Here is a 19,562-nt window from a genome sequence, read left to right on the forward strand (position 1 = left end):
CGAGGACCCGGGGACCGGCGGACCGGGGACCCGGGACGGTCAGAACACCGGCACGCCGTCCCGCGTCAGACGCCAGTCCACCGACGCGAAGTCCGCCGGGTCCAGCGTCCCCCTCGCCGTCACCCACTCCGCGATCCGGGTACGGATCTCCGTCGACTCCGACCACACCTCCGTCGCCGACGCCACGTGCGGGAACGCCCCGCCGCCGTTGGCCCGGTAGTTGTTCACCGCGAACACGAACCGCTGCGCGTCGTCCAGCGCCGCGCCGCCGTACGTCAGGTTCTTGATCCGCGACCCCGCCGGCTGCGCGACGTCGATGTCGTACCGCACCCCGGACACGTAGTCGTAGTTGTAGTCCGGCCGATTGCCCGCGTTCGTCAGCTTGTCCGCGTCCACCGCCGCGCCGGCCGGCGTCTGCACGTAGTACTCCGCCGAGTACTCCAGGTACGCCCGCACCTGCGCACCCGTCATCACCTTCGCCACCAGCGTGTTGTCGTACACGTACAGGCTCGACAGGTCCCGGATCGTCACCTCGCCCGCCGGGATCTCCGAGGTGCGCGAGAACGGCGACGCCTGCGAGAGCACCGGCAGGTCCGCGTACTCCGTCCCCGCCAGCGCCTCCCGGACCACGTCCTCCTGGACCTTGTTGATCAGGTCGATGATCGGGGCGTCCTTGTACCGGGCGTCCACCGTCGTCAGCGTCTCGGTCGCGCTGCCCACGACCTGGTTGACGTACTCCACGACCGCCTCGTGCTGCTTGCGCAGCAGCCTGGTGATCCGCGGGTCGTCGGCCGCCGTGCGCGCGTCCCGCAGCGACGCCTTCACCGACTCCACCTGCCAGCGGCCCTTGTCGAAGACCAGCTCGAAGTCGAACAGCGTCAGCCGCTCGCCCCACATCAGCGGCTCCGACAGCACGACCGTCCTCCCGGTCCTCTCGTTGACGACCTTCAGCTCGGCGATCTCCTGGTGCGCGTGGCCCACCAGGATCGCGTCGATCCCGGGCACCTGCTGCGCCACCAGCGCCGCCGAGTTCTCCACGTACGGCAGCTGGTCACCGTAGGACGACGTGCCGGACGCGCCGCTGTGCGCCGAGACCACGACCACGTCCGCGCCCATCGAGCGCAGCTTCGGCACCCACTTCGCCGCCTGCTCCTCCAGCCCCGGGAACTTCAGCCTGCCCTGCACGTACGCCTTGTCCCAGATCGCGATGCCCGGGTTCGTCAGGCCGAGGACCGCGACCTTCACCGGCGGCAGGCCCTTCGCCTTCAGCGTCTTGAAGAAGTAGGGCGGGAAGGCCGGCTTCAGCGTCCTGGCGTCCACCGCGTTCGCGCCGAGCAGCGGGAAGTCGCACTGCGACTCGAACCTGCGCAGCGTCTCGATGCCGTAGTTGAACTCGTGGTTGCCCAGCGCCACCGCGTCGTACCCGATCGCGTTCATGGCCTTCGCCATCGGGTGCACCGGGCCGCCCTCGGCGGTGATCGGGTCGACCTTCGCGTAGTAGTACGTCAGCGGCGTGCCCTGGATCGTGTCGCCCGCGTCGATCAGCAGCGTGTTGGCGCGGCCCTTCTCCTCGCGGACCTCGTCCACCAGCGTCGCGATCCGGGCCAGGCCCATCGCGTTGCCCGCGGCGTCGGAGTACTCCGCGTCCTTGAAGTAGTCCCAGTTGAAGACGTGCCCGTGCAGGTCCGTGGTGCCCAGGACGGTGAACGCGTACCGCTTCGCCTTCGACGGCTTCGGCCGCCCGTGACCCCGGTCCGGGGCCGCCGCGGCGGGCACCGCGGCCGCGCCGGTCAGGGCCACCCCCGCCCCCGTCGCGGCGGACCGGCCCAGGAACGACCTTCTGTCGAGCGGCATTGCTTACTCCTCGATAACCCGGTGATCGGAGCGTCGCGGTGCGACGCGGGCGCACGTCGCGGCACGGCGGATCCGCGCACCACGGCACAACGCGCGTAGATTCTGACCCACCCCAGGTAGCGGGCAACACCCCCGCAACGTTTCGATCCGATGACCGGCCACCGCCGCCCGCCCCGCCCGCGCCTACCCGCCCGCACCGCCCGCCACCTCGGCGAACCCGTCCGCGCGCTCAACAGAGCACCCATGCGCACACTTCAACACTTGTCAATTCCCCTTCACCGAACCGCCGTTGAGTAGTCACGCACGACCAAACCCCTACCCATCGGTAAGCCCTAATCTCGAACCATGCGCCGAGCCAAAATCGTCTGCACCCTGGGCCCCGCGACCCACACGTACGATCAGATCAAGGCCCTGGTCGAAGCCGGAATGGACGTAGCACGCTTCAACCTCAGCCACGGCAGCCACGCCGAGCACGAAGAGCGCTACCACCACGTCCGCAAGGCCTCCGACGAGACCGGACGCAGCGTCGGCATCCTCGCCGACCTTCAAGGCCCGAAGATCAGGCTCGGCCGCTTCACCGAAGGACCCGTACTCCTCGAACGCGGCGACAGCTTCACCATCACCGTCGAAGAAGGCACCGAAGGCGACCGCCAGACCTGCGGCACCACCTACGAAGGCCTCGCCGCCGACGTCACCCCCGGCGAACGCATCCTCGTCGACGACGGCAAGGTCTGCCTGGAGGTCACCGAGGTCGACGGCCCCCGCGTCCGCACCACCGTCGTCGAAGGCGGCATGGTCTCCGACCACAAGGGCCTCAACCTCCCCGGCGTCGCCGTCTCCGTCCCCGCCCTGTCCGACAAGGACGAGGCCGACCTCCGCTGGGCCCTGCGCACCGGCTTCGACGTCATCGCCCTCTCCTTCGTCCGCACCGGCCGCGACATCGAGGACGTCCACCGCATCATGGACGAGGAGGGCCGCCGCCTCCCCGTCATCGCCAAGGTCGAGAAACCCCAGGCCGTCGAGAACATCGACGACATCGTCGCCGCCTTCGACGGCATCATGGTCGCCCGCGGCGACCTCGGCGTCGAGATGCCCCTCGAACAGGTCCCCATCGTCCAGAAGCGCGCCGTCAAACTCGCCCGCCGCAACGCCAAGCCGGTCATCGTCGCCACCCAGATGCTCGACTCCATGATCGACAACTCCCGGCCCACCCGCGCCGAGGCCAGCGACGTCGCCAACGCCGTCATCGACGGCACCGACGCCGTCATGCTCTCCGGCGAGACCAGCGTCGGCAAATACCCCGTCGAGACCGTCCGCACCATGGCCCGCATCGTCGAGGCAGCCGAGGAGGACATCCTCGCCAAGGGCCTGCCGCCGCTGACCGAGCGCAACAAGCCCCGCACCCAGGGCGGCGCCGTCGCCCGCGCCGCCGCCGAGATGGGCGACTTCCTCGGCGCCAAGTTCCTCGTCGCCTTCACCCAGTCCGGCGACACGGTGCGACGCCTGTCCCGCTACCGCTCGCCCATCCCCCTCCTGGCCTTCACCCCCGAACCGGCCACCCGCTCCCAGCTCAGCCTCACCTGGGGCGTCGAGACCTTCCTCGGCCCGCACGTCGACTCCACCGACGCGATGGTCGACCAGGTCGACGAACTCCTCCTCCAGTACGGCCGCTGCCAGAAGGGCGACACCGTCGTCATCACCGCCGGCTCCCCGCCCGGCGTCTCCGGCTCCACGAACCTCGTCCGCGTCCACCACATCGGCGAGGACGACAGCCCCAAGTAGGCAGCCGTACCGGCGGGCCCCTCCCAGGAGGGGACCCGCCGGCGGCCCCGAGCGAACCGCACCCCGGACGGCTCCCCCTCCGGCCGCCCTTACGATCGTCCGCGTGTGCGCAGACGTCATCGTCGCCGAAGACGACGGAAAACAGGCCGAACTCATACGCCGCTACCTCGAACGCGAGGGCCACACGGTCACCGTCGTCGCGGACGGCCTCACCGCCCTCGAACAGGTACGGCACCGCGACCCCGACCTCCTGCTCCTCGACGTGATGATGCCCCGCGCCGACGGCCTGGACGTCGTCCGCGTCCTGCGCGCCGAACACCGCGACCTCCCCGTCCTCATGCTCACCGCCCGCACCACCGAGGACGACCTGCTGCTCGGCCTCGACCTCGGCGCCGACGACTACATGACCAAGCCCTACAGCCCCCGCGAACTCATGGCCCGGGTACGCACCCTCCTGCGCCGCCCCCGACGCACCGCCGACCCCGGCCCCGCCCCGGACACGCCCCTGCGCGTCGGCACCCTCGCCGTCGACCCGGCCCGCCACGAGGTCTCCGTCGACGGCACCCCCGTCGACTGCACACCCGGTGAGTTCCGCATCCTCGCCGCCCTGGCCGCCGAACCCGGACGCGTCTTCAGCAGACGGCGGCTCCTCGAAGAACTCCACGGCTTCGACCGCTACATCGGCCACCGCACCGTCGACATGCACATCTCCAACCTGCGCAAGAAGATCGAACCCGATCCCCGGCGACCGGCCCTGCTGCTCACCGTCTTCGGCGTCGGCTACAAGATGGCAGACCCGGGAAAGGGTCCACGACGTGCCGAGCCGTGACCGCACCGACGAACGACGCACCCGGCCCCCGCTCCGCAAGAGCCTCCTCGGCCGCCTCCTGCTCATGTCCGCGCTGGTCGCCGCCTGCTCGGTCACTGCCACCGCCTGGCTCGCCTCCCAGACCACCTCCGGCGCCATCAGACAGCAGCAAGGACGCGACCTCACCGCCGACGCCCGCATCTACAACACCCTCCTCGGCTACGCCGCCGCCCACCCCCGCTGGGACGGCGTCCAGCAGACCGTGCGGGACCTGGCGGAACACTCCGAGCGCCGCATCGTCCTCACCACCCAGAGCCGCCGGCCCATCGCCGACTCCGGCGGACGCAGCACACCACCGACCCTGCCCCCGCAGGCATCGGCGGTCGTGGACCCCCTGTCGGTGGACACCGCCCTCACCGATGCCTCCTCCGGCACGGCCGACCGCATCGACCCCCGCGCAGTGGGCCCCTTCCTGCTCCCCGCCGCCGAACAGAGAGCACTCCGCAAGGCCGCGGACGAGCACGTCGCCTGCCTCAACCGCCTCGGCATCGCCGCCGACGTCGTCCGGACGGCCAGCGGACGCCCCCGCGTCCAGCTCGTCGGCGGCCAGACCGCCACCACCCAGGACACCCGCTGCCGCACGAGCACACTGGACCGGCCCACCACCACCGAACAACAGGCCCTCGGCGCCCTCAACCAACTGGCCGACGCCTGCCTGGACCGCCAGGACCGCCCCGGTATCCGGCTCAACCTGGACTTCTCCTGGCCCCGGGCCGGCACGGACGGCTACGACACCTCGCCGACCGAAGCCCCCGTCGCCGCCGAACGCGCCCCGACCGCCGTACCCGCCCCGACCGCCGTACCCGCCCCCGCCCCCTCCACCGAACCCACCGTCCCCGACAGCGAGGCCGACCGCGCCGCCGCCTCCTGCGTCGACAGCGCCCGCCGCGAACAACTCGGCTCCTACGTCGCCTCACCCGCGCTGCTCTTCATCACCGACCCCGGCGGCACCACCGCCACCCCCACGTACGACCTCACCCCGGCCAACACCGCACGCATCGCCGGAGTCGCCGCCATCGTCCTCGCCCTCACCGTCGGCGCCTCACTCCTCGCCGGAGCCCGGCTCGTACGCCCCCTGCACGCCCTCACCGGCGCCGCCCAGCGCATGCGCGACGGCGAGGAACCCGAGACCGTACCCGTCGCGGAGGACAACGAGATCGGACGACTGGCCGCCGCCTTCAACGACATGACCGCCCACCGCGCCCGCCTCGAAGAACAACGCAAGGCCATGGTCAGCGACGTGGCCCACGAACTGCGCACACCCCTGAGCAACATCCGCGGCTGGCTCGAAGCCGCACAGGACGGCCTGGCCGCCCCCGACCCCGCCTTCCTCTCCTCGCTCCACGACGAAGCGGTCCAGCTCCAGCACATCATCGACGACCTCCAGGACCTCGCCGCCGCCGACGCGGGCACGCTGCGGCTCCACCGCGAACCGGTCGTGATCGACGACCTCCTCGCCCAGGTCGCCGCGGCCCACCAGGCGGGGGCGGACACGGCAGGAGTCACGCTGGAAGTGGTCCCGGGCGCACCGGCCGCACTGACGGCCGACCCGGTACGACTCCGGCAGGCCGTCGGCAACCTCGTCTCCAACGCCCTCCGCCACACCCCGGCGGGAGGCAGCGTCACCCTCCACGCCCACACCGCCCCGGACGGACAGCAGACCGTCATCGACGTCACCGACACCGGCAGCGGCATACCGGCCACGGACCTCCCGTACGTCTTCGACCGCTTCTGGCGCGCCGAGAAGTCCCGCAACCGCCGCACCGGAGGCAGCGGACTCGGCCTCTCCATCGTCAGGAAACTGACCGAAGCCCACGGCGGGACGGTCAGCGCCACCAGCACCGAGGGAAAGGGCTCCGTCTTCACCCTCCGCCTGCCGGCCGCCGAACCGCCCGCCGGTGAGGGAACACGGTGACCTGACCGCCGCCTGACAGGTTCCTCACAACTCCCGGCCAAGGTGTGGGACATGGCCCGCAGCACGCACGACGCGTCACCGAGGAGCGGGCCGGAACTGGAGTCGTCCCACATGTCCCTGTCCCACCGCCCGTCCCTCCTCCGCGCCGCCGTGGTCGCCCTCGGCGTGACCGGCGCGGTGCTCGCCCCCGCCACCGCCGCCCTCGCCACCGACGAGCCGACGCGCCCGGCGACCGAGGCCAAGCCCGAACCCACCACGGCCCCCGAGGAGGGCGCCGACCGCGACGAAGCCGCCGAGGGCACCGACCGCACCCCGGCCAAGCCCGAACCCACCCGGGCACCGGAAGACGCCACGATCCCGCGCGGCGGCGTCGCCGCCGGCGAGCGCCCGGCCTCCCCGGCCCCGGGCAGTGACGCCGCCCTCTACGGCACGGCCGCCGGCACCGTCCTGCTCGCGGGCGCGGGCACGTACGTCCTGCGCCGCCGCGCGGGCGCGCAGCACAACGGCTGACCCGCATCAGGCGCCTGGTCCACCACGGCGGACCAGGCGCCCCGCCCTGTCTGGAGTCCTCGTGTCCCGCACCACCCGCACCGCGTCGGCCCTCGCCTGCGCCACCCTCGTCGCACTGACGGGCTGCTCGCCGAACCCCACGGCGGACAGCGCCCCCACCCCGCGGAAGCAGCGGGCCGCACCCGCCGGCCCGACGAACCCCACCCACGTGACCATCCCCTCCCTCGGCATCTCCAGCCCGGTGACGGAACTCGGCCTCAACGAGGACCGCACCGTCCAGGTCCCGCCCGCCGACCAGCCCATGACCACCGGCTGGTACACCGGCAGCAGCGTCCCCGGCGACGTCGGGGCGGCGGTCCTCATAGGCCACAACGAGACCCGCCACGGCGACGCCGTCTTCCACGACCTGAAGAAGATCCGCGAGGGCGCGGACATCACGGTCGAGGACACCGAGGGCACGACGCTCCACTTCACCGTCACCGCCACCGAGGCCGTCAAGAAGAACGCCTTCCCCTCCCAGAAGGTCTACGGCCCGACCGACGACCGCGCCCTGCGCCTGATCACCTGCGACGGCGCGTACGACTCCGACGGCCACACGGTGGACAACCTGATCGTGTACGCCACGCTCAGTGCTCAGGCCCCACGTGGGCGTCCATGAGGGCTACGGAGGCTCTGCGGGCGACGGAGATGTTGTAAGGACTGCCATGACGTGTGCAGTGCGTCCACTCCACGCCCAGGCGGTCCAGGGTGTCCGTGAACAGCTTCCGGGTGTCGTCGGACACGTCGGTGAAGAAGTACCGCGGGTACTCGTAGCGCTTGCGCTCACCGCCGACGAGGCGGGTCGTCCAGTTGGTGACCCGGCAGCCGTCGGAGTGGATCAGACCGCGGATGAACTCCCATGGGTGGGCGTCGACGATCTCCTGCTGCCAGGGTTCGAGCGTGATGAGCCCCGGCCAGGCGTTGTCGCACACGATGCGCAGGTAGTGGACGCCTCTGCGATGAGCGCTGATACAGCCGTCGCCGAGGTAGAAGCCGAGGAGGTAAGCGTACGAAGCCGGTCGGTCGGGACGGCCGGGGGCGCCCTGGCAGCGGGGGCACGGACGGTCGGCCCGTGAGCGGGGTTCGACCCGGGTGCGCCAGGAACGTATGGCCGCGCGGGAGACGCCCGTCTCCTTGCTGACGGAGTTCAGGGTGCGTCCCTGGTCGAGTAGCGCGAGCGCCCGCTTGGCGTGTGCCCATGTCGTACATACGGACACTCTGTGGCCGACGTCGCCGCGACACACAGCAAAAGGCGGATGTTCACGAGAATGGGGACATCCGCTTGGGGTGATGACCTTGGAAAGGAAGGAGAAGTGCCCCGAGTCGGATTCGAACCGACGCTGTCGGTGGTTTGAGCACCGTGTCTCTACCGCTGGACTACCGGGGCTTCCTGCGAAACAAAGGTTGGCGGTTACCCCGCCGTGCTCTTACCTTACCGCAGCTAGGTAGGCTCTTGGGAGCAGCACCCTGCCCTGAAGGAGCCCCCGTGACCGCCCCCGAGTCGCCCCAGCCCGTAGACGCGCCCGATGACGAGAAGTCGCACGTGCCTCCGCTGACGACCCGTGTCGTCATCGCCGAGGACGAGGCCCTCATCCGCCTCGACCTCAAGGAGATGCTCGAAGAAGAGGGTTACTCCGTCGTCGGTGAGGCGGGCGACGGCGAGCAGGCCGTCGAGCTGGCCCGCGAGCACCGTCCCGACCTGGTGATCATGGACGTGAAGATGCCGAAGCTCGACGGCATCTCGGCGGCCGAGAGGATCGCCGAGGAGTCGATCGCGCCGGTGCTGATGCTGACCGCGTTCTCGCAGCGCGACCTGGTGGAGCGGGCGCGGGACGCGGGTGCGATGGCGTATCTGGTGAAGCCGTTCAGCAAGAGCGACGTGGTGCCGGCGATCGAGATGGCGGTCTCCCGTTTCGCGCAGCTGAAGACGCTGGAGAAGGAGGTCGCGGACCTCGCGCAGCGGCTGGAGACGCGCAAGCTGGTGGACCGGGCGAAGTCGGTGCTGCAGACGGAGTACGGGCTGACGGAGCCGGCGGCGTTCCGGTGGATCCAGAAGACGTCGATGGACCGGCGGATGTCGATGCAGCAGGTGGCGGAGGCGGTCATCCAGGACGCGCAGGAGAAGAAGGCGGCCAAGGGCGGCTGAGTCCTGTCGTGCGGTGGGGCCGGTCGTGACGGCCTCGCCGGACGAGAGGTTGGTCGTGGCCGGTGTTCGCCGTGCGGCTGGGGCGGTCGTGGCGGTGTTCGTCGTGCGGTGCGGCCGGTGGTGGTCGTGCGAGGTGAGGCCGTGGTGGTCGTGCGAGGTGTGCGAAGGGCCCGCATCCCGGGGAACGGGGTGCGGGCCCTTCGTGTGCCGTACCGGGCGCGCGGCCCGGGGTGCTCCCAGGGCCGCGCACCCGGGGTGGTCCCAGGGGGCGGCCCGGTGGGGCCGGGGGTGTGCGGCCCGGTGGCCGGGTCAGTCCTCGCCGAGGTAGGCCTTGCGGACCGACTCGTCGTGGAGGAGGTCGCGGCCCGTGCCGGAGAGCACGATCTTGCCGATCTCCATGACGTGGCCGTGATCGGCGAGGGAGAGCGCCGCCTGGGCGTTCTGCTCGACGAGCAGGATGGTGGTGCCCTGGGACCTGAGTTCGGCGATGGTGGCCATGATCTTCTGCATCATGATCGGGGAGAGGCCCATGGAGGGTTCGTCGAGCATGAGCAGTTTGGGCTGGGACATCAGGGCCCGGCCCATGGCGAGCATCTGCTGCTCGCCGCCGGAGAGGGTGCCGGCGGCCTGTTTGCGGCGTTCCCCGAGGATGGGGAAGAGGTCGTAGGCGCGCTGGATGTCCTTCTCGATGCCGGCCTTGTCGTTGCGGAGGAAGGCGCCGAGACGCAGGTTGTCCTCGATCGTCATGCGGGGGAAGATGTGCCGCCCCTCGGGGGAGTGGGCGAGGCCGAGGGAGACGATCTGGTGGGCGGGGGTCTTCTTCAGGGATTTGCCGTCGAACCTGATCTGGCCGCCGACGGGCTTGAGGAGGCCGGACAGGGTGCGCAGGGTGGTGGTCTTGCCGGCGCCGTTGGTGCCGATGAGGGTGACGACCTCGCCGGCGTCGACCTTGAAGGAGATGCCCTTGACGGCTTCGATCTTGCCGTAGGCGACCCGGAGGTCCTCCACTTCGAGCAGTGCGGTCATCGGTCGTTCTCCTTGCCGGTCGCCGTGTCGGTCGCCTCGCGGGGTGCGGCGTCCGCGGTGGACCCGGCGTGCGTCTCGGCGGCCTCGACCTCTGCGGCCTCCTCGTCGCCGGGTGCGTTCTCGAAGGGTTCTCCGAGGTAGGCGGCGACGACGCGTTCGTCGCCCTGCACGGTCGCGCTGTCGCCCTCGACGAGTTTCTCGCCCTGGACGAGGACGGCGACGCGGTCGCAGAGGTTGAAGATGAAGCGCATGTCGTGCTCGATGACGAGGACGGCGATGCCCTGGTCGCGGATGGCGAAGACGAGTTCCTCGGTGGCGCGGGTCTCCTGGGGGTTCATGCCGGCGGTGGGCTCGTCGAGGAGGAGCAGGCCGGGTTCGCTGGCCAGGGCCCGGGCGATCTCCAGTTTGCGCTGTTCGCCGTAGGGGAGGTTGCGGGCCAGGTGTTCGGCCTTGTCGGCGAGGCCGACGAATTCCAGGAGTTCCTGGGCGCGGGCGCGGGAGGCGGCTTCGGCCTTGTGGAAGCCGGGGCCGCGCAGGAGGGCGGACCAGAGGCCTTCCTTGGTGCGGGTGTGGCGGCCGACGAGGACGTTCTCCAGGACCGTCATGTTGGCGAAGAGGCGGATGTTCTGGAAGGTGCGGGCGATGCCGGCGGCGGTGACCTTGAAGGATTTGGGGGGCAGGACCTGGCCCTTGTAGCGGACCTCTCCTTCGGTGGGGATGTAGAGGCCGGTGAGGCAGTTGAAGAAGGTGGTCTTGCCGGCGCCGTTGGGGCCGATGAGTCCGACGATCTCGCCGCTGTTGACGTGCAGGTCGACGTTGCGTACGGCGGTGAGGCCGCCGAAGCGCATGGTGACGCCGCGTGCGTCGAGGACGGTCTCGCCGGGTGCGGCGGCCGGGGCGGTGCTCTGGGTGGTGGTGTCGGTGGTCATGGTGGTCAGGCCCCTGCCTTGCTGAGGACTGTGGGTGCTTCCGTCTCTTCGTGGAATTCGAGCTGGCGGCGCCGGTTCGGGATGAGGCCTTCCGGACGGAAGCGCATGAGCAGGACGAGCGCGAGGCCGAAGGCGAAGAGCTGGTAGTCGCCGAGGAACTGGAGCTTGGCCGGGATCAGGTAGAGCAGGGCGGCGCCGACGAGGGGGCCGCTGATGGTGCCCATGCCGCCGAGGACGACCGCGGCGAGCAGGAAGGCGGAGTTGGGCGGGACGACGTGGGCGAACTGGTACTGCTCGGGTGTGACGGTGTAGGTGACGTGGGCCTGGACGGTGCCGGCGAGGCCGGCGAGGGCGGCGCCGAGGGCGAAGGCGATGAGTTTGACGCGGAAGCCGTTGATGCCCATGGCGAGGGCGGCGGTCTCGTCCTCGCGGATGGCGATCCAGGCGCGGCCGATGCGGGAGTCGCTGCTGCGCCGGAAGACGATCACGACGACGAGTGTGATGAGCAGCATCAGCAGGAAGTAGTTGGCGAAGCGGCCGATGGCGAAGCCGGCGATGCTGTGTTCCTCGCCGAAGTCGAAGCCGAGGATGTTGAGGTTCGGGATCGAGGAGATGCCGTTGGAGCCGTTGGTGATGTCGGGTCCGGAGGTGCCGTCCATGTTGAGGACGGTGATGCGGAAGATCTCGCCGAAGCCGAGGGTGACGATGGCGAGGTAGTCGCCGCGCAGGCGGAGGGTGGGGGCGCCGATGATGACGCCGAAGACCATGGCGACGGCGGCGCCGAGGAGGGCGGAGGCCCAGAAGGGGAGGTGGATGTCGAAGGGGGAGGAGGGGGAGCCGGAGACCATGGCGGCGGTGTAGGCGCCGACGCCGAGGAAGGCGACGTAGCCGAGGTCGAGGAGGCCGGCGAGGCCGACGACGATGTTGAGGCCGAGGGCGACGGTGGCGAAGATCAGGATGTAGACGCCGATGGTGGCGTACTGGTCGTCGGACTGGGTGAAGGGGAAGGCGGCGGCCGCGACGAACGCGCCGACCAGGGTGACGTTGCGGTGCTTGGCGGTGAGTGCGGAGACGCGGCTGACGAGTCCGGCCTTGGCGACGGCGGCGAAGGCGAAGCCGGTGGTGATGAGGAAGCCGACGAAGAGTTCGTCGTACTCGGTGCCGATGCCGTAGGTGAAGACGGTCAGGCCGAGTGCGAGGGCGACGACGATGACGAGGATCTCGGCGTAGGCGGGCAGAGCGCGCGGCGGGGCGACGGGGCCCGTGGTGAAGCCGGCCTTGAAGACGGTGGCGGCGTTGCGCGCGCTGTGGCGGAACTTCTCCCAGCCGCTGTCGTCGGGGTCGCCGGGTTCGGTCTCGGGGCGCTCGTAGGGCAGGGAGAGGGCGCCGAGGGCGGTGGCGAGTCCGGCGGCGGCGGCGACGTAGCCGCCGGGTTCGAGGTTGACGAGGCCGCCGAGCTGCACGCTGATCGCGATGATCGTGTACCAGGTGGTGACGAAGGTACCGAGGGCGGCGAGTTTGAGGGCGCTGTCGGCGCTGCCCGGGGTGAGGGCGCGCAGGCCCTTGACGCCGTAGGAGGCGAGGCCGAACAGGGCGGTGAGGGCGCCGCCGATGAGGACGAGGACCTGCAGGCCGCCCGGGTAGCCGTAGACGGTGAGGTCGCCGGGGAACTCGGAGGTCCAGGTCCAGGCGAGGAAGGTGGAGACGACGGCGAGGGCGCCGCCGCCGGTGGCGAGGGCGCGGCCGGTGGGCGCGGGGATGCCGATGAGGCTGTAGGGCTTGGTGGCGGCGTCGCCGCGCGGGGCCTCGGGTGCGGTGGTCTGAGTGGTGGTCATCGGTGTCACGCCCTGTCCGCGACGCGCTCTCCGAGCAGGCCCTGGGGCCTGAAGAGGAGCACGAGGATGAGGAGTACGAAGGCCCAGACGTTGGCCCAGGACTGGCTGCCGAACTGGTCCATGCCGGGGATGTCGGCGATGTAGGCGGTGGACAGGGACTCGGCGACGCCGAGGACCAGGCCGCCGAGCATGGCGCCGTAGATGTTGCCGATGCCGCCGAGGACGGCGGCGGTGAAGGCCTTCAGGCCGAGGATGAAGCCCATGCGGAACTGGACCTCGCCGTACTTGAGGCCGTAGGCGACGGCTCCGACGGCGGCGAACGCGGCGCCGAGGGCGAAGGCGACCACGATGATGCGGTCGGTGTTGATGCCCATGAGCTTGGCGGTGTCGGGGTCCTGCGCGGTGGCCTGCATGCCGCGGCCGGTGCGGGTCTTCATCACGAAGTAGGCGAGGATCGCCATGCTGAGGGGGGCGGCGATGATCAGGAAGATGTCGCCGGTCTGGATGGTGACGCCGCCGATCTCGAAGGGGCCGCCGTCGATGTGCGGGAAGGTGATCGCGGAGCGTGCGTCGGGGTACCAGGCCCAGACGGCCTGCTGCAGGGCGAGGGAGAGGCCGATGGCGGTGATCAGGGGGGCGAGGCGGGGTGCTCCGCGCAGGGGGCGGTAGGCGAACCGTTCCGCTCCGACGGCGACGAGCACGGAGGCTATGACGCCGCCGAGGATCATCAGGGGGAGCGCTATCACCATGGACGTGCCGTCGGGCAGCGCGTACAGGTAGACGGTGAGGGCGCCGAAGCCGCCCACCATGAAGATCTCGCCGTGGGCGAAGTTGATGAGCTGGACGATGCCATAGACCATCGTGTAGCCGATGGCGACCAGCCCGTACATGGATCCCAGTAGCAGGCCGTTGACCAGCTGCTGCGGCAGTTCGTTCACCGCATGTCCTCCGAGCTTTCGGATAGTCGAGGGGTGTGACCGGATGCGAGTCCGCGCGGGCGGCGCGTGCGGTGCGGCGCCCATGCGAGTGCGCGCGGGGCGCCGGTGGTGCGGCGCCCCGCGCGGCTCGGTGTGAGTGGTGCGGTCGGCTCAGCCGGTGTACGTGCCGGACTTGACCGGCTTCCACTCGCCGCCCTCGACCGAGTAGACGGTGAGCTGCTTGTTGGTGGTGTCGCCGAACTCGTCGAAGGAGACCTTGCCGGTCACGCCGTCGAAGGAGACGTTCTGCATGGTCTCGGTGACCTTGGCGCGGGCGTCGTCGGGGAGCTTGCCGTCGTTGTCCTCGACGACCTTCTTGACGGCCTCGATGATGGCCCAGGCGGAGTCGTAGGAGTAGCCGCCGTAGGCGCCGTAGGCCTCCTTGTAGCCGGCCTCCTTGTACTTGGCGACGAACTCCTTGGCCGAGGGGAGGTCCTCGACCGGGGCGCCGACGGAGGTGGCGAGGTCGCCGGTGCTGTCCTTGCCGGCGAGCTGGATGAAGGTCGGGTCGTAGATGCCGTCGCCGCCGACCAGCGGGATCTTGGCGCCGGCGGCCTTGATCTGCTTGCCGAGCGGGCCGGCCTGCGGGTACTCGCCGCCGTAGTAGACGACGTCGGCGCCGGAGTTCTTCACCTTGGTGGCGACGGTGGAGAAGTCCTTGGTGTCCGGGTCGATGTGCTCGGTGCCCACGATCTTGCCGCCGAGCTTCTTGAACTCGTCGGTGAAGGTGGCGGCGAGGCCGGCGCCGTAGGTCTTCTTGTCGTCGATGACGAAGACCTTCTTCTTCTTGGCGTCGTTGTAGACGTACTGGGCGGCGAACGGGCCCTGGATGGCGTCCGTGGTCGCGGTGCGGAAGTACGCCTTGTAGGGGCGGACCTTCTTGGTCTGCCAGTCGGCGCCCTGGGTGAGGCCGGGGCCGGTGTTGGCGGGGGAGACCTGGACGAGCTTGGCGTCGTCGAGGACCTTCTGCATGGACTCGCCGACGGAGGAGTTCAGGGGGCCGACGACGCCGAGGACCTCGTCCTTGGAGACGAAGGTGCTGGCGTTCTGCTGGCCCGAGGAGGGCTGCGCCTGGTCGTCGAGGGCCTCGACCTTGAAGGTGACGCCCTCGACGTACTTGTCCTTGTTGGCCGTCTTGGCGGCGAGGTCGACGGAGTTCTTGATGCCGAGGCCGAGGGCGGACAGGTCGCCGGTCAGCGGGGCGTCGACGCCGATGACGACGGTGGTGCCGCCGCCGGAGGAGTCGCCGCTGCCGCCCTCGTCGCGCGAGCCGCAGGCGGTGAGGGTAAGTGCTCCCGCCGCCAGCGCGGCGGTGATGGCGATGAGCGAACGTTGACGCACGATCAGTCCTTTCCCTGGCGCGGCCCGTCCTGATGGAAGGGTCCGAGTCGAGCGCTGGGCCGAAATCATTCGAATCCGATGGCGCGGTGACTGGCCGTGACTCTAAGCGGGTGTGGGGAACGTGGAGGAGAGTCTGACAGAGGCTGTGACGCTCTTGTTATGACACGACGTAATGCAGAGCGGTACCCGCTGGGCGGAAGAGAGGAATTCCGGTTGATTCGCCCGGTCCGCATAGTGAGAATCCGCAGGACAGCCGCTTCTGATTCCAGCAGCGTTCTTTAGTTTTGGTGATTACCTTGCCGGGTGGGCGCAGATGCTCCGCAGGGCCCGTGAGACGTCCTGCGCGTAGCGCTCGCCCAGGATGAAACTGTGGTTCTCCATTGCGTCCGTATTACGCAGAGTTACGTCCAGGAAAGGCAGTCCGGCATTCCCAGGCACCTGAGAGCAATCCAGGACATGCATGGTGATCGCGATCCTGCGGGCGGGTCCGGTCCCGGCCGGGAAAGGCGTCCGGGGTGTCGAACTCAGGGAAATGGCGTCGTAGGGCTGGGAAATCCCGGCCACCGTGACGGGCGGTCCCGATTTCGTTGTAAGGAGCACCGAAAAGGAGAAATCGCTGGTGGAAGCGGATGGAGGAGGTAATTCCGCTTTCTCGTACGTGATCCGCACGCGCTGCGACGGGGGCAGTTGCGAGGGCTGCGGGGCCCGCTCGCGGGCGGCGTACAGGCAGCCGCCGCCCACCAGGAGCGCGGTCGCCGCCGCTCCGGCGAGCACCGCGCGGCGGTGCCGTGCGAGGGATTCCGCCAGGCGTCCGCGCGCGGATCCGGGCACGGGCGGTGAGCTTCGCCCCGCGTCCCGCGCGAGCGTGCTCCCCTCCGGCTCGACCGGGCCGACGCCGCTCACTGCCAGGGGCCTTCGCCCGGTCCGCCGTCGCGGTACCAGGCATCGCAGCCCCGCCGCGCCTCGCGGTCGACCAGCCGCTGTGCCGCCTCGCGGCCGTCGCGCTCCCGCACCGGCCGGGCCGCGTCCACGACGGCCCTGAGGATCTCGTACTGCCCGTTCGACAGGCCCATCGACTGGTAGTCGCCGTAGGTGTCGCCGTCCAGCGCCTCGCGCGACCAGTACGCCACGACCCGTGCGCACAGGTCCTGCGGGGGCGTGGCGGACGGGGACGGCGGCGCGCCGGACGCGGCGCGCCCGGCGCGGGGGCCCGGGGCGTCCGTCGCTCTCCCGCCCGGCGCGTCGGCCGCGCCGCAGCCGGCGACCAGGCCGCCGGTCAGGAGCGCCGCCCCGAGCCGCCGCCCGAGCGCCGCCCCCGGCCGGGAGGCTCCTGCTGTCGTCATGTCTCGACGCTAAGGCGCCGCAGGCCCGGGAACAACGGGCCGGAGGGCGCGGGCACCCAGCGCAGGAGCCGGGCGTACGGACCGCCGCGTCCCCCGGGTTGCAGCCCGCCGCGTCTTCCGGGGTTCAGCCGGCCGCGCGGGCCCCGTCGGAGCCGGCGTCGCGCAGCATGCAGGTCAGCCGGGCGGTGCAGACCCGCTTGCCGTCCTCGCCGGTGATGACGATCTCGTACGTCGCCGTCGAGCGCCCGCGGTGCACGGGCGTGGCCACCCCGGTCACCAGACCGGAGCGCGCCGCCCGGTGGTGCGTGCAGTTGAGGTCGACGCCCACGGCGAGCTTGGAGCTGCCGCCGTGCAGCATGGCGCCGACCGAGCCGAGGGTCTCGGCGAGCACGGCGGAGGCGCCGCCGTGCAGCAGCCCGTACGGCTGGGTGTTGCCCTCGACCGGCATGGTGCCGACGACGCGGTCCGCGGACGCCTCGACGATCTGCACGCCCATGCGGGTGCCGAGGTGGCCGGCGGAGAAGAGGGCCACCAGGTCGACGCCGAGCGCCGCGTACTCGTCGATGACCTCCTGCGGGAACTTCACGGTGTGCTGCTCGCCCATGGGCACCGGCTCCGTTTCGTCGTGGATCGCGTCTCGTCGTGGACCGATCGGCTTCCGGTCGACTGAGCGAACGCTCAGTCGGTGGCCGATTGTTCCAGACGCACCACGACGGACTTGCTGGCCGGGGTGTTGCTGGTGTCTGCGGTGGCGCCCAGCGGCACCAGGACGTTGGTCTCCGGGTAGTAGGCGGCCGCGCAGCCCCGGGCGGTGGGGTAGTGCACGACGCGGAAGCCGGGCGCGCGCCGCTCCACGCCGTCCGTCCACTCGCTCACCAGGTCCACGTACGAGCCGTCGGCGACCTTCAGCTCCCGCGCGTCCTCGGGGTTGACCAGCACCACCCGGCGGCCGTTCCTGATCCCGCGGTAGCGGTCGTCCAGGCCGTAGACCGTGGTGTTGTACTGGTCGTGCGAGCGCAGGGTCTGCAGCAGCAGCCGGCCCTCGGGCACCTCCGGGTACTCCACCGGGGCGGCGGTGAAGTTGGCCTTCCCGGTGGCGGTGGGGAAGCGGCGCTCGTCGCGCGGGGCGTGGGGGAGCGCGAAGCCGCCGGGGCGGGCCACGCGCGCGTTGAAGTCCTCGAAGCCGGGCACCACGCGCGCGATGCGGTCGCGGATCGCCGCGTAGTCCTTCTCGAACTCCTCCCAGGGCACCGTGCTGCCCTCGCCCAGCACCCGGCGGGCCAGCCGGCAGACGATGGCGGGCTCCGACAGCAGGTGCTCGCTCGCGGGCTCCAGGCGGCCGCGCGAGGCGTGCACCATGCCCATGGAGTCCTCGACGGTGACGACCTGCTCGCCGCTGCCCTGCAGGTCGCGCTCGGTGCGGCCGAGGGTGGGCAGGATCAGGGCGCGGGCGCCGGTGACGACGTGCGAGCGGTTGAGCTTGGTGGAGACGTGGACGGTCAGCCGGGCCCGGCGCATCGCGGCCTCGGTGACGGCGGTGTCGGGGGAGGCGGAGACGAAGTTGCCGCCCATGGCGAAGAAGACCTTCGCCCGGCCGTCGCGCAGGGCCTCGATGGCCCGGACGACGTCGAGACCGTGCTCCCGGGGCGGTGCGAAGCCGAACTCCTTCTCCAGGGCGTCCAGGAAGGCGGGCGCGGGCCGCTCGAAGATGCCCATCGTGCGGTCGCCCTGCACGTTGGAGTGGCCGCGCACCGGGCACACGCCGGCACCGGGGCGGCCGACGTTGCCGCGCAGGAGCAGGAAGTTGACCACCTCGCGGATGGTCGGCACGGAGTGCTTGTGCTGGGTCAGGCCCATCGCCCAGCACACGATGGTGCGCTTCGAGGCGAGCACCATCTCCAGCGCCTTCTCGATCTCCGCGCGGGTCAGGCCGGTGGCGGCGAGCGTCTCGTCCCAGTCGGCGGCGCGGGCGGCCGCGGCGAACTCCTCGTAGCCGTGCGTGTGCTCGCGCACGAACTCCTCGTCGACGGCGCCCTCGGTCTCTAGGACCAGCTTGTTGAGCAGCCGGAAGAGGGCCTGGTCGCCGCCGATGCGGATCTGCAGGAACAGGTCGGTCAGGGCGGCGCCCCTGACGAGGCCCCGGGGTGTCTGCGGGTTCTTGAAGCGCTCCAGGCCCGCCTCGGGCAGCGGGTTGACGCTGATGATCCTCGCGCCGTTCGCCTTGGCCTTCTCCAGGGCCGACAGCATGCGCGGGTGGTTCGTGCCCGGGTTCTGCCCGGCCACGACGATCAGGTCCGCCTTGTACAGGTCCTCCAGCAGGACGCTGCCCTTGCCGACGCCGAGGGTCTCGGTGAGCGCGGAACCGGAGGACTCGTGGCACATGTTGGAGCAGTCCGGCAGGTTGTTCGTGCCGAACTCGCGGGCGAACAGCTGGTAGAGGAACGCGGCCTCGTTGCTCGTGCGGCCCGAGGTGTAGAACAGCGCCTCGTCGGGGGAGGCCAGGGCGTCCAGCTCCTCGGCGACGATGTCGAAGGCGCGCTCCCAGGACACCGGCTCGTAGCGGTCGGCGCCCTCCGCCAGGTACATGGGGTGGGTGAGCCGGCCCTGCTGGCCCAGCCAGTAGCCGCTGCGGTGCGCGAGGTCGGCGACGGGGTGCGCGGCGAAGAAGTCCGGGGTGACCCGGCGCAGCGTGGCCTCCTCGGCGACCGCCTTCGCGCCGTTCTCGCAGAACTCGGCCGCGTGCCGCCGCTCGCCCTCCGGCCAGGCGCAGCCGGGGCAGTCGAAGCCGTTCTTCTGGTTGACGCGCAGCAGGGTCAGCGCGGTGCGCCGCACGCCCATCTGCTCCCGGGCCATGGCGAGGCTGTGCCTGACGGCGGGGAGGCCGGCGGCCGCGTGCTGCGGTCCGGAGACCTGCGGCGCGTCCTGGACGGGATCGCCCTGTGGCGGCTTGCTGACCATCGCTGCTCCCTCTCGGGCCGTCGGGTGCACCTGTGCCGG

The 19,562-nt window shown here is 70.8% G+C and carries 15 protein-coding genes, 1 tRNA gene and 1 pseudogene; 6 read left to right on the plus strand and 11 right to left on the minus strand.

Translation table 11 applies throughout. From position 1 onward, the window contains the following. Window positions 1-39: 39 nt before the first annotated feature. Window positions 40-1,854 (minus strand): bifunctional metallophosphatase/5'-nucleotidase, encoded by a 1,815-nt coding sequence (locus tag IE271_RS02685; protein WP_190188457.1) that lies wholly within the window; start codon window positions 1,852-1,854, stop codon window positions 40-42. A gap of 345 nt (window positions 1,855-2,199) precedes the next feature. On the opposite strand from IE271_RS02685, the gene pyk reads away from it, so the two are divergent. The 5 genes from pyk to IE271_RS02710 all read left to right on the plus strand — a co-directional run bounded on the left by pyk (window position 2,200) and on the right by IE271_RS02710 (window position 7,587). Then, window positions 2,200-3,636 (plus strand): pyruvate kinase, encoded by a 1,437-nt coding sequence (gene pyk, locus IE271_RS02690; RefSeq protein ID WP_190188458.1) that lies wholly within the window; start codon window positions 2,200-2,202, stop codon window positions 3,634-3,636. A 103-nt stretch (window positions 3,637-3,739) separates the two neighbouring features. Then, complete coding sequence (locus IE271_RS02695) at window positions 3,740-4,465, plus strand: response regulator transcription factor (protein WP_190188459.1); 726 nt, start codon at window positions 3,740-3,742, stop codon at window positions 4,463-4,465. Between the two features lie 64 nt (window positions 4,466-4,529). After that, window positions 4,530-6,419 carry a sensor histidine kinase gene (locus IE271_RS02700; RefSeq protein ID WP_190188574.1) on the plus strand — a complete coding sequence of 630 codons (1,890 nt, stop codon included), beginning with the start codon at window positions 4,530-4,532 and terminating at the stop codon, window positions 6,417-6,419. A 51-nt stretch (window positions 6,420-6,470) separates the two neighbouring features. Next, window positions 6,471-6,929 carry a hypothetical protein gene (locus tag IE271_RS02705; protein WP_308435149.1) on the plus strand — a complete coding sequence of 153 codons (459 nt, stop codon included), beginning with the start codon at window positions 6,471-6,473 and terminating at the stop codon, window positions 6,927-6,929. Window positions 6,930-6,990: 61 nt separating this feature from the next. Continuing rightward, window positions 6,991-7,587: a class F sortase gene (locus tag IE271_RS02710; protein ID WP_190188460.1), complete on the plus strand. Its 597-nt coding sequence runs from the start codon at window positions 6,991-6,993 to the stop codon at window positions 7,585-7,587. Here the strand turns inward: IE271_RS02710 and IE271_RS02715 are convergent. Further along, window positions 7,556-8,177, minus strand: a pseudogene (locus tag IE271_RS02715) (transcriptional regulator). The gene IE271_RS02710 and the pseudogene IE271_RS02715 overlap by 32 nt on opposite strands. A 105-nt stretch (window positions 8,178-8,282) precedes the next feature. Beyond that, a tRNA-Leu gene (locus IE271_RS02720) sits at window positions 8,283-8,355 on the minus strand. A gap of 99 nt (window positions 8,356-8,454) precedes the next feature. Between IE271_RS02720 and IE271_RS02725 the strand changes: the two genes are divergently transcribed. Continuing rightward, entirely contained in the window at window positions 8,455-9,114 is a 660-nt protein-coding gene (locus IE271_RS02725; RefSeq protein WP_190188461.1) for an ANTAR domain-containing response regulator, read from the plus strand. Between the two features lie 309 nt (window positions 9,115-9,423). On the opposite strand, the gene IE271_RS02730 is transcribed toward IE271_RS02725, so the two are convergent. The 8 genes from IE271_RS02730 to IE271_RS02765 form a co-directional block, all read right to left on the minus strand. Beyond that, window positions 9,424-10,140 carry an ABC transporter ATP-binding protein gene (locus IE271_RS02730; RefSeq protein WP_190188462.1) on the minus strand — a complete coding sequence of 239 codons (717 nt, stop codon included), beginning with the start codon at window positions 10,138-10,140 and terminating at the stop codon, window positions 9,424-9,426. Further along, the gene (locus IE271_RS02735; RefSeq protein ID WP_190188463.1) at window positions 10,137-11,069 is read right to left on the minus strand and encodes an ABC transporter ATP-binding protein; all 933 of its coding nucleotides are present in this window, start codon (window positions 11,067-11,069) and stop codon (window positions 10,137-10,139) included. Before IE271_RS02735 ends, IE271_RS02730 begins: the two co-directional genes overlap by 4 nt. 5 nt (window positions 11,070-11,074) lie before the next feature. Continuing rightward, the gene (locus IE271_RS02740; protein WP_190188464.1) at window positions 11,075-12,904 is read right to left on the minus strand and encodes a branched-chain amino acid ABC transporter permease; all 1,830 of its coding nucleotides are present in this window, start codon (window positions 12,902-12,904) and stop codon (window positions 11,075-11,077) included. A 5-nt stretch (window positions 12,905-12,909) separates the two neighbouring features. Further along, window positions 12,910-13,842, minus strand: coding sequence for a branched-chain amino acid ABC transporter permease (locus IE271_RS02745; RefSeq protein ID WP_190188465.1), 933 nt, complete (start codon window positions 13,840-13,842; stop codon window positions 12,910-12,912). 150 nt (window positions 13,843-13,992) lie between these two features. Beyond that, window positions 13,993-15,222: a branched-chain amino acid ABC transporter substrate-binding protein gene (locus IE271_RS02750; protein ID WP_190188466.1), complete on the minus strand. Its 1,230-nt coding sequence runs from the start codon at window positions 15,220-15,222 to the stop codon at window positions 13,993-13,995. Window positions 15,223-16,121: 899 nt separating this feature from the next. Beyond that, window positions 16,122-16,565: a hypothetical protein gene (locus tag IE271_RS02755; RefSeq protein ID WP_190188467.1), complete on the minus strand. Its 444-nt coding sequence runs from the start codon at window positions 16,563-16,565 to the stop codon at window positions 16,122-16,124. Between the two features lie 124 nt (window positions 16,566-16,689). Next, window positions 16,690-17,169 (minus strand): PaaI family thioesterase, encoded by a 480-nt coding sequence (locus IE271_RS02760; protein ID WP_190188468.1) that lies wholly within the window; start codon window positions 17,167-17,169, stop codon window positions 16,690-16,692. Window positions 17,170-17,243: 74 nt separating this feature from the next. Then, window positions 17,244-19,523: an FdhF/YdeP family oxidoreductase gene (locus tag IE271_RS02765; RefSeq protein ID WP_190188469.1), complete on the minus strand. Its 2,280-nt coding sequence runs from the start codon at window positions 19,521-19,523 to the stop codon at window positions 17,244-17,246. Between the last annotated feature and the right edge of the window lie 39 nt (window positions 19,524-19,562).

This window comes from Streptomyces minutiscleroticus (genome assembly GCF_014650875.1).
GTDB lineage: Bacteria > Actinomycetota > Actinomycetes > Streptomycetales > Streptomycetaceae > Streptomyces > Streptomyces minutiscleroticus.